Origin of the sequence: Streptomyces sp. NPDC051243 (assembly GCF_044455405.1) — a bacterium.
Classification (GTDB): Bacteria; Actinomycetota; Actinomycetes; order Streptomycetales; family Streptomycetaceae; genus Streptomyces.
This window is the reverse complement of sequence record NZ_JBITES010000015.1, coordinates 257,626-268,286: the sequence shown is the minus strand read 5'-3', so window position 1 is coordinate 268,286 and position 10,661 is coordinate 257,626. Positions and strand designations below refer to the sequence as shown.

Here is a 10,661-nt window from a genome sequence, read left to right as displayed (position 1 = left end):
AAACGCCCGGTTACATTCCGAACCCGGAAGCTAAGCCTTACAGCGCCGATGGTACTGCAGGGGGGACCCTGTGGGAGAGTAGGACGCCGCCGAACTCCTTTTAACGGGTTGGACCCGGAACTTCGGTTCCGGGTCCAACCCTTTTTTGTTGTGTGTCACCTGAAGTTCACGTTGCGCAACGAACATCCCCCATATGGGTACTGCTGCAATGCTCAGGGCCGCCGGCGTCGGAGTCGGTGACGAGGTTGTCGTACCGGCCTTCGGGAACGTCGAGGTCGCCGAGGCTGTGGTCCTGGCCGGGGCGCTGCCGGTGTTCGCCGACATAGATCCCGTGACCTATTGCCTTGATGCCCTCGCTGTCGAGGCAGCCGTCACTTCGCGGACAGCGGCCATCGTCGCCGTACACCGCTTCGGTCGGTCGGCCGACATCAAGCGGTTGCATGAGATCGGGCACCGGCATGGGCTGTTGGTGCTCGAGCAGGGCGAGTCCGAGGTTCCGTACGACGAGATTGCTCAGCGCCGGCAGCGGGCCTCGTATCTGGACGCGAAGTTGAAGGGCGTGCTCACGCCTGACGGTGGCGACGGGCACACCTACCAGCAGTACGTCGTTCGTGTGCCGGGGAACGGGCGGCCGGATCGCGACGCGTTCGCCCGGGCCGTGCGGGCCAGGGGAGTTGAGTGCCGGGTGCCGGTGAAGACGCCCGTGCACCGGCTGCCTGAATTCCGGCGGTGTGTGTCGCTGCCCGAGACCGAACGGGCTGCCGATGAAACGTTGTCCCTGCCTGTGGACGCCTCTCTGACCAAGCGGGACATGCAGCGGATCGTGTCCGCCTGCAACGCGCTGGGCGGACTCCTCCAACCCGCCTTCTGAGCGGGTTTTGGAGCACGGGTGTGTTCGGGGTATGATCTATTCCGTTGCCGCGAGGGAAAACCTTCCAAAAGGCAGCAGGCCCCTATAGCTCAGTCGGCAGAGCGTCTCCATGGTAAGGAGAAGGTCAACGGTTCGATTCCGTTTGGGGGCTCCGATCAGAAAGGCCCCGCCCATTCGGGCGGGGCCTTTCTCGTGTCGTTCTGCCGGTTTCTGTCTCAGTCCTTGTGGATGCCGGGGACGCGCATCGCCAGGATGGCCATGTCGTCGGACGGGGCGTCCGAGGCGAAGCGTTCGACCGCGCGCATGATGCGTGCCGCCACAGCGCCGGCAGTCAGGCCCGTGCAGGTGGTCAGGACATCGGTCAGGCCGTCGTCGCCCAGCATGCGGCTGCCTTCGCGGCGTTCGGTGACGCCGTCCGTCACGCACAGCAGGACGTCGCCCGGATCGAGGGTGACCGTCTGCTCGTAGAGCTCCAGGTCGTCCATGACGCCGAGCAGCGGCTGGGGTTCAGCGGCCGGTTCGACCGAGCCGTCCTGGCGCAGGCGGAGGGGGAGCGGATGGCCGGCGCATACCACCTTCAGTTCGGCGCTGCCGTCGTCCTGGGGCCGCAACTCGCCGTAGAGGAGCGTCAGGAAGCGGCTGCGGGCGCCCTCGTCGAGGATCGCGGAGTTCAGGCGCTCCAGCACCGCCGGGCCGCTGAGGCCCTCGCGGGCCAGGAGCCGGAGCGCGTGCCGGGCCAGGCCCGTGACCGCGGCAGCGTTCGGGCCCGTGCCGCAGACGTCGCCGATGGCGAAGCCGTACGCGCCGTCGCTGATCGGGAAGAGGTCGTAGAAGTCGCCGCCGACCTCGTTGCCCTCGCCGGCGGCGCGGTAGATGACCTCGACCTCTACGCCGTCGATCTCGGGGAGCTCGGGCGGCAGGAGGCTGCGCTGGAGGGACTGGCTGATGGCCGTGCGCTCGGAGTAGAGGCGGGCGTTGTCCAGGGCCAGGGCAGCCCTTCGCGAGAGGTCCTCCGCCAACTCCAGGATCTCCTGGCGGAAGTGTTCGTCCGTCGGTTTGCCGAGGGTCAGCATGCCGATGACTCGGTTGCGGGCGACCAGCGGGAGGACGACCGTCTCGCCGCCGACCGCGGAGGCCGTGGCCAGGGTGGGACCGATGCCCGCGCTGATGCGGCCGACGGGCTCGCCCAGGCCCAGGCTGCGCATCGAGGTGCGCAGGGCGGCCTGGTGTGCGGACTGGGCGGGGGCCGACCAGACGCGGGCGCCGGGGGTGGCGATGGGTTCCGGTGGGGGGATCTTGGAGAGCAACGACTTGATGCCGTCGATGAGTTCCTCGTCCTCGTGCAGGACGTACGACAGGTAGGGCTCCGATGCCTGGTCGGCGATCGTGTAGACGGCGCACCAGGTGGCCAGGGTCGGGACCGTCATCTGGGCCATGAGGGCCAGCGTCTGGTCACGGTCCAAGGTGCCGGCGAGGAGGTCCGAGGCCTCGACGAGGAAGCTGAGGGAGCCTCGGCGCAGGCGTTCGAGTTCGCCGAGGCGGGCCGACTCGACCGCCAGCGCGATGCGGTCGGCGGCGAACTGGAGGCGCAGCGCCTCCTCGTTGGAGTATCTGCTGGGCGCCTCGGCGGCGACACCGAGGGAGCCGGTGAGGCGGCCCTCGACCTTCAGGGGGACCGTGACGACCGAGCGCATGCCGGTGCCCCGCAGCAGGGGTACGGCACCGGGGACCATGGTGAGGTCCTCGTGGACCGCCGGCATGCGGGCTGAGCCGTAGCGGCCGGGGCCCGCCTCGACGGGCACGCGCGCGAAGCGCTGACGGGCGGAGGGCAGGCCGGTGGAGGCGCGGACCTCCAACTCCGTTTCGTCGTCGGTCGCGAGGAGCAGGAAGGCGGAGTCGCCGTCGAGCATGTCGCGGGCGCGCTCCACCGTGCGCTGGAGGAGGCCGTCCAGGTCGTCCGGGGCGGGGGAGCCGATGAACACCTCGAAGGGGTCGGTGCTCTGGGCCTCGGAGGTGGTGGAGGTGTCGGAGGCCGGGATGCGCAACGGGGTCTGCAGGACGGCGCGTTCGTGGTCGCGGACCAGGAGGCAGACCGTGGATGGTCCGCCGTCGGTGTCGCGGACGCGGAGGTGGGAGGCGTACACCGGTGTGACGCGGCCGTTGGCGCCCCTTATGCCGTAGCTGCCCTCCCAGCGGGAGAGCTGGAGTGCCTCCGCGATTCCGGTGCTGGTGCCCGGGGTGTGCGGCCAGGCCGCGAGGTCGGTCAGGGGCTTGCCGGTGACCTGCTCGGCCGCATAGCCGAAGAGGTCCTCGGCGTCCTCGTTCCAGGACGAGATGGCGCCCGTACGGTCGATCTGGACCACGGCGACGCGGACGCGGCCGTCGGCGAGCGGGAGGAGGTCGGAGGGCAGGGACGGGCCTGCCGCGCGAGTGCCCACCGGTCGTTCGGGAAGATCGAGTTGGAACCAGACCTGCTTGTGCGTGGGCGTGTACTCGACACCCCAGCGGCCGGCCAGGGCCGCGCACAGCTGGAGGCCGCGGCCGCCCTCGCGGTCGGGGCTGCCCATGTTGACGGGCGAGCCCTGGAGGGGGATCTCGCGTTCCGGATACCGGTCGGCCACCTCGATCCGTACGCCGTCTTCACTGCGCAGGCACAGGACGTCCGCGGAGGTGCCCGCGTGTACGACGGCGTTGGTCACCAGTTCGCTGGTGAGGACTACGGCGTCGTCGACGATGTCGGCGAAGCCCCAGCCCTGAAGGGTGTCGCGGACGAAGGAGCGGGCGCTCGCGACCGATCGCCCGACGGGATCGAAGCTGGCTGCCGCGCGCGCGGTGATCACAGAACTCCTCGTCCGGTTGTCGACGTGCAGGGCCCCGCGGCCGACCTGGTCGCGCGGCTGGTGCGGCATGTGCGCGCCTGTCGGCCGGTCCGGGGATGGTCCCCCCGGGATCAGTCCGGTGGTCATGTCCGGCTGCCCCTCCGATGCCCGCTCGTGCTCCTCCTGTCACCGCCCAGACCGGACGGGACCGGCGCGGCTGGACAGCCGCATGCAAGGTTACTTACCTTCGCCGTCCATGCGGATGCCGGTCGGCAGTGTTTCCGTCCGGAGGGTGTGCGGAGGGTGTGCGAAGCTGCCGAACTGTTATGGCCGGGTTCAGCAGGGGTGAAACACTGGGCAAGCTTCTTGTGAAGGTCCGGGCAGGCTGAGTGTCGTTCGCGTATCGCGGGCAGCAGCACGTGGTGTGGCCTGGTATATCCGGCAGGAATACCCAGCAGTAGCGGGTACGCCGAGCAGTAGAACCCGAGCACAGCAGTAACGGTCGACCCCTGCGGGAGGGACACAGTGGAGTCTGGCGCAGCGACGCGGGGCACTAAGACGCGCGCGAAAGGCGGACCGTCCCTGAGGAACGAGCGCAAGACGCGTGGTGGGACCACTGCCGTGGACACGGCTGCCCTGAACCGGCTGCTGGCGGCCCTGGTGTCGATGCGCGACGGGAACTTCCGGAAACGTCTCACCGTGTCCGGGGACGGCGTGATGTCGGAGATCGCCGCGGTTTTCAACGAGGTGGCCGACCGCAATCTCCATCTGACGGGTGAGCTGGCGCGCGTGCGGCGCATGGTCGGGCGCGAGGGCAAGCTCACGGAACGGCTCGAGACGGGCGCCTGTGAGGGCTCCTGGGCGGCCGCCGTCGACAACTCCAACGCCCTGGTCGACGACCTCGTACGGCCCGTGTCCGAGGTCGGCCGGGTGCTGTCCGCGGTGGCCGAGGGTGATCTGTCGCCGCGCATGGAGCTGCGCACGCAGGCGCCGGACGGGTCCGGGCATCCGCTGCGGGGTGAGTTCCTCAAGGTCGGGCGGACTGTAAACAACCTTGTCGATCAGCTGTCGACGTTCACCGACGAAGTCACACGGGTGGCCAGCGAGGTGGGCACCGAGGGCAAGCTCGGTGGGCAGGCACGCGTGCGTGGCATGTCGGGTTCGTGGAAGGACCTCACGGACTCCGTCAACACGATGGCCTACCGGCTGACGGCCCAGGTGCGGGACATTGCGCTGGTGACCACGGCGGTCGCCAAGGGTGACCTGTCCCGGAAGGTCACGGTTCATGTGGCCGGCGAGATGCTGGAGCTCAAGAACACCGTCAACACGATGGTGGACCAGCTGTCGTCCTTCTCCTCCGAGGTGACGCGAGTCGCGCGCGAGGTGGGTACCGAGGGTGAGCTCGGCGGGCAGGCGCAGGTGCCTGGTGTGGCCGGTGTGTGGAAGGACCTCACCGATTCGGTGAACCTGATGGCCGGCAACCTGACCGCGCAGGTGCGCGGTATCGCCCAGGTGACGACGGCGGTGGCCAACGGTGATCTGTCGCAGAAGGTGACCGTGTCGGCCCGGGGCGAGGTCGCCCAGCTCGCGGACACGATCAACCAGATGACCGAGACGCTGCGGATCTTCGCGGACGAGGTCACGCGCGTGGCCAACGAAGTCGGTGCGGAGGGGCGGCTGGGCGGTCAGGCGAACGTGCCGGGCGCGGCGGGGACGTGGAAGGACCTGACGGACTCCGTCAACACCGTGTTCCGGAACCTGACCATTCAGGTGCGGGACATCGCCACGGTGACGACGGCGGTGGCCAGTGGTGACCTGTCGCAGAAGGTCACGGTCGACGTGGCCGGCGAGATGCTGGAGCTGAAGAACACCGTCAACGGCATGGTCGACCAACTGTCCGCGTTCGGTTCAGAGGTCACGCGTGTCGCCCGTGAGGTCGGTGTCGAGGGTGAGCTCGGCGGTCAGGCGCAGGTGCCGGGGGCGGCGGGGACGTGGAAGGACCTGACGGACTCCGTCAACACCGCGTTCCGGAACCTCACCGGACAGGTGAGGAACATCGCGCAGGTGACCACGGCCGTGGCCAACGGTGACCTGTCGCAGAAGGTCACCGTGGACGTCTCCGGCGAGATGCTCCAGCTGAAGAACACCGTGAACACGATGGTGGACCAGCTGTCGTCCTTCGCCGACCAGGTCACGCGGATGGCGCGGGACGTGGGCACCGAGGGCCGGCTGGGCGGTCAGGCGGTCGTACCGGGCGTGGCCGGTACGTGGAAGGAGCTCACCGACTCCGTCAACGGAATGGCAGGAAACCTTACTGCCCAGGTGCGCAACATCGCGCAGGTCACCACTGCGGTGGCGCGCGGTGACCTGTCGCAGAAGATCGACGTGGATGCGCGCGGCGAGATCCTGGAGCTGAAGAACACCATCAACACGATGGTCGACCAGCTCTCCGGCTTCGCCGACCAGGTGACCCGGGTCGCCCGCGAGGTGGGTACCGAGGGTCGACTGGGTGGCCAGGCGCAGGTGCCGGGTGTGGCCGGTGTGTGGCGGGACCTGACCGACTCCGTGAACGGAATGGCAGGAAACCTGACCGCCCAGGTGCGCAACATCGCGCAGGTCGCCACCGCGGTGGCCCGTGGTGACCTGTCGCAGAAGATCACTGTTGACGCGCGCGGCGAGATCCTGGAGCTGAAGAACACGCTGAACACGATGGTCGACCAGCTGTCGTCGTTCGCGGAGGAGGTCACCAGGGTCGCCCGTGAGGTGGGTACGGAGGGTCAGCTCGGCGGTCAGGCCGAGGTGCAGGGCGTCTCCGGCACCTGGAAGGACCTCACCCAGTCCGTGAACTTCATGGCGAACAACCTGACCATCCAGGTGCGCCAGATCGCCGAGGTCACGACCGCGGTCGCCAAGGGCGACCTGTCGAAGAAGATCACCGTTGACGCCAAGGGCGAGATCCTCGAGCTCGTCACGACCGTCAACACGATGGTCGACCAGCTGTCCAGCTTCGCCGAGCAGGTGACCCGGGTGGCCCGTGAGGTGGGTACCGAGGGCATTCTGGGCGGCCAGGCGCATGTTCCGGGTGTCACGGGCATCTGGAAGGACCTGAGCGGCAACGTGAACCTGATGGCCAAGAACCTGACCATGCAGGTGCGGAACATCTCGCAGGTCGCGGCGGCCGTCGCCAACGGCGACCTGACGCGGACGGTGACGATCGAGGCCCGCGGTGAGGTCGCGCAGCTCGCCGACACCTTCAACACGATGGTGAAGACGCTGAGTTCGTTCGCCGACCAGGTCACCAAGGTGGCCCGTGAGGTGGGCACCGACGGCATCCTCGGCGGGCAGGCGCATGTGCCGGGTGTGGCCGGTACGTGGAAGGACCTCACCGAGTCCGTGAACCAGATGGCGTCCAACCTGACCGGCCAGGTGCGCAACATCGCCATGGTCACCACCGCCATCGCCAAGGGCGACCTGACCAAGAAGATCGACATCGACGCCCGAGGCGAGATCCTCGAGCTCAAGACGACGATCAACACGATGGTCGACCAGCTGTCGTCCTTCGCCGAGGAGGTCACCCGAGTCGCCCGCGAGGTGGGCACGGAAGGACAGCTCGGCGGCCAGGCACGCGTGCGTGACGTCGACGGCACCTGGCGCGACCTCACCGAGTCCGTGAACGAAATGGCAGGAAACCTCACCCGGCAGGTGCGTGCCATCGCGCGCGTGGCGACCGCGGTGACCCGTGGCGACCTGAACCTGAAGATCGACGTCGACGCGTCCGGCGAGATCCAGGAACTGCAGGACTACATCAACAAGATGATCGCCAACCTGCGTGACACCACGATCGCCAACAAGGAGCAGGACTGGCTCAAGGGCAATCTCGCCCGGATCTCCGCGCTGATGCAGGGCCGCCGCGACCTGGAGGACGTGGCCTCGTTGATCATGAGCGAGCTGACGCCGGTCGTGTCCGCGCAGCACGGCGCGTTCTTCCTGGCGATGCCGCTCGTCGACGGCAAGGACATGAGCGCGGAGGGCGAGGACCAGTACGAGCTGCGGATGCTGGGGTCGTACGCCTACTCGATGGGTTCCATGCCGACGTCGTTCAGGCCCGGGGAGGGGCTGATCGGGACGGCCGCCATGGAGAAGCGCACGATCCTGGTGGAGAACGCGCCCAGTGGCTATCTGAAGATCTCCTCCGGGCTCGGCGAAGCCCCGCCGGCGCAGGTGATCGTCCTTCCGGTGCTCTTCGAGGGCAAGGTGCTCGGCGTGATCGAGCTGGCCTCCTTCACGCCGTTCACGCAGATCCAGAAGGACTTCCTCAACCAGATCGCCGAGATGATCGCGACCAGCGTCAACACCATCTCGGTCAACACCAAGACCGAGGTGCTGCTGAAGCAGTCGCAGGAGCTGACCGAGCAACTGCGTGAGCGCTCCGCCGAGTTGGAGAACCGGCAGAAGGCCCTCCAGGCATCCAACGCCGAACTGGAGGAGAAGGCCGAGCTCCTGGCCCAGCAGAACCGGGACATCGAGGTCAAGAACACCGAGATCGAGGAGGCGCGGCAGGTCCTGGAGGAGCGCGCCGAGCAGCTCGCCGTCTCCATGCGCTACAAGAGCGAGTTCCTCGCCAACATGTCGCACGAGCTGCGTACGCCGCTCAACTCGCTGCTGATCCTCGCCAAGCTGCTCGCCGACAACGCCGAGGGCAACCTCTCGCCGAAGCAGGTCGAGTTCGCCGAGACCATCCACGGCGCCGGCTCCGACCTGCTCCAGCTGATCAACGACATCCTCGACCTGTCGAAGGTCGAGGCGGGCAAGATGGACGTCTCGCCGACGCGTATCGCACTCGTCCAGCTCGTCGACTACGTGGAGGCCACCTTCCGGCCGCTGACCGCGGAGAAGGGCCTGGACCTGTCGGTGCGGGTCTCACCGGAGCTGCCCGCCACGCTGCACACCGACGAGCAGCGGCTGCTGCAGGTGCTGCGGAACCTGCTGTCCAACGCGGTGAAGTTCACCGACTCCGGCTCGGTCGAGCTGGTCATCCGGCCCGCCGGGGCGGATGTCCCGATGCAGATCCGGGAGCAGCTCCTGGAGGCCGGTTCGCTGACCGAGGCGGACGCGCCGCTGATCGCGTTCTCCGTGACCGACACCGGCATCGGGATCGCGGCCAGCAAGATGCGGGTGATCTTCGAGGCCTTCAAGCAGGCGGACGGCACGACCAGTCGCAAGTACGGCGGCACGGGGCTGGGGCTGTCCATCTCGCGGGAGATCGCGCAGCTGCTCGGCGGCGAGATCCACGCGCAGAGCGAGCCGGGACGCGGCTCGACGTTCACGCTGTATTTGCCGCTGCACCCCAGCGAACTGCCACCGCACGGCTACCAGCAGCAGCTGCCGCCTCTCGACGCGGGCGACCTGGTGGCCTCCGCGGCCGACCTGTCGGAGCTGTCCGACGTGGAGATCGAGACGCCGGCCGAGGTGCGGTCGTACCGGGAGACGCAGAACGGCGCCGCCGCGCTCTTCAGGCGCCGTCGCAGGGCGGCGCACGAGCTGGAGCAGCGGCCCGCGCAGCAGGAGCAGTGGTCGGCGGCCGAGCAGCAGCAGGCGGCGCCGCAGCCGCTGCGGGGCGTCCGGTTCGGCGGCGAGAAGGTGCTCATCGTCGACGACGACATCCGCAACGTCTTCGCGCTGACCAGCGTCCTGGAGCAGCACGGCCTGTCCGTGCTGTACGCCGAGAACGGCCGTGAGGGCATCGAGGTGCTGGAGCAGCACGACGACGTGGCGGTCGTCCTGATGGACATCATGATGCCCGAGATGGACGGGTACGCGACGACCACGGCGATCCGCAGGATGCCGCAGTTCGCCGGGCTGCCGATCATCGCGCTGACCGCCAAGGCGATGAAGGGCGACCGGGAGAAGGCGATCGAGTCGGGTGCTTCCGACTACGTGACGAAGCCGGTCGATCCCGATCATCTGCTGGCGGTGATGAATCAGTGGATGAGGGAGCAGTGACAGGAACCAACAGTGTTCACACGGAGTTGCTGACTCAGTGTGCTCGAAGCCGTGTAGAAGTGCGGTATTCGGGGAACCTTCTGGTCTCCTGCTGCGTTTCTGCTACGTGCACAGTGACATCGCGGTGACAGGGTGTGGCGACAGGCGGGGTGCGGCTACCATGACCGGCACGAGGGCGGGCGGCGTAAGGGAGTCGTCCCCTGGGGCGGAGCCCGGTGCACTGCCGGGGCGAGGAGGGCGGGCCATGGTGCAGAAGGCCAAGATCCTCCTGGTCGATGACCGGCCGGAGAATCTGCTGGCGCTGGAGGCGATCCTCTCTGCGCTCGATCAGACCCTGGTGCGGGCATCGTCCGGGGAGGAAGCGCTCAAAGCACTGCTGACGGACGACTTCGCGGTCATTCTGCTGGACGTCCAGATGCCGGGGATGGACGGTTTCGAAACCGCGGCGCACATCAAGCGGCGGGAGCGGACCCGGGACATCCCGATCATCTTCCTCACCGCGATCAACCACGGCCCGCACCACACGTTCCGCGGCTATGCGGCCGGCGCGGTGGACTACATCTCCAAGCCGTTCGACCCGTGGGTGCTGCGGGCGAAGGTCTCCGTGTTCGTCGAGCTGTACATGAAGAACTGCCAGCTGCGCGAGCAGGCGGCGCTGCTGCGGCTTCAGTTGGAGGGCGGCGGCAAGGCCGCGGGCGGCGACGCCAAGGAGCCGGCGGGGCTGCTCGCCGAACTGTCGGCGCGGCTCGCGGCCGTCGAGGAGCAGGCCGAGGCGCTGTCCAAGCAGCTGGACGACGAGTCGGCGGACGCGGCCGCGGTGGCCACTGCGGCCCATCTCGAACGCAAACTCACGGGGTTGCGGCGGGCGCTGGACGCTCTGGAGCCGGGCACCGGGAGCACGTCCTCGGTCCCCTCGCAGAACTGACGTCGCGATGGCGTCGGTTGGCGGGCGAGCGGCGCCGAATTGT

Annotated in this window: 4 protein-coding genes, 1 tRNA gene and 1 rRNA gene; 5 read left to right on the top strand and 1 reads right to left on the bottom strand. The window is 68.2% G+C overall.

Annotated elements, in window-relative coordinates:
- From rrf to ACIBAG_RS34270, 3 genes are all read left to right on the top strand, one after another.
- A 5S ribosomal RNA gene (rrf, locus tag ACIBAG_RS34280) occupies positions 1-95 on the top strand; the annotation flags it as partial.
- A gap of 113 nt (positions 96-208) precedes the next feature.
- Complete coding sequence (locus tag ACIBAG_RS34275) at positions 209-871, top strand: DegT/DnrJ/EryC1/StrS family aminotransferase (protein WP_399110594.1); 663 nt, start codon at positions 209-211, stop codon at positions 869-871.
- A 78-nt stretch (positions 872-949) separates the two neighbouring features.
- A tRNA-Thr gene (locus ACIBAG_RS34270) sits at positions 950-1,022 on the top strand.
- A gap of 64 nt (positions 1,023-1,086) precedes the next feature.
- On the opposite strand, the gene ACIBAG_RS34265 is transcribed toward ACIBAG_RS34270, so the two are convergent.
- The gene (locus ACIBAG_RS34265) at positions 1,087-3,837 is read right to left on the bottom strand and encodes a SpoIIE family protein phosphatase (protein WP_399110579.1); all 2,751 of its coding nucleotides are present in this window, start codon (positions 3,835-3,837) and stop codon (positions 1,087-1,089) included.
- Between the two features lie 378 nt (positions 3,838-4,215).
- Here ACIBAG_RS34265 and ACIBAG_RS34260 point away from each other — a divergent pair, with 378 nt between their 5' ends.
- On the top strand, positions 4,216-9,693 hold the full coding sequence (locus ACIBAG_RS34260; protein WP_399110577.1) for a HAMP domain-containing protein: 5,478 nt from the start codon (positions 4,216-4,218) through the stop codon (positions 9,691-9,693).
- Positions 9,694-9,937: 244 nt separating this feature from the next.
- The gene (locus tag ACIBAG_RS34255) at positions 9,938-10,618 is read left to right on the top strand and encodes a two-component system response regulator (protein WP_399110575.1); all 681 of its coding nucleotides are present in this window, start codon (positions 9,938-9,940) and stop codon (positions 10,616-10,618) included.
- Positions 10,619-10,661: the final 43 nt, after the last annotated feature.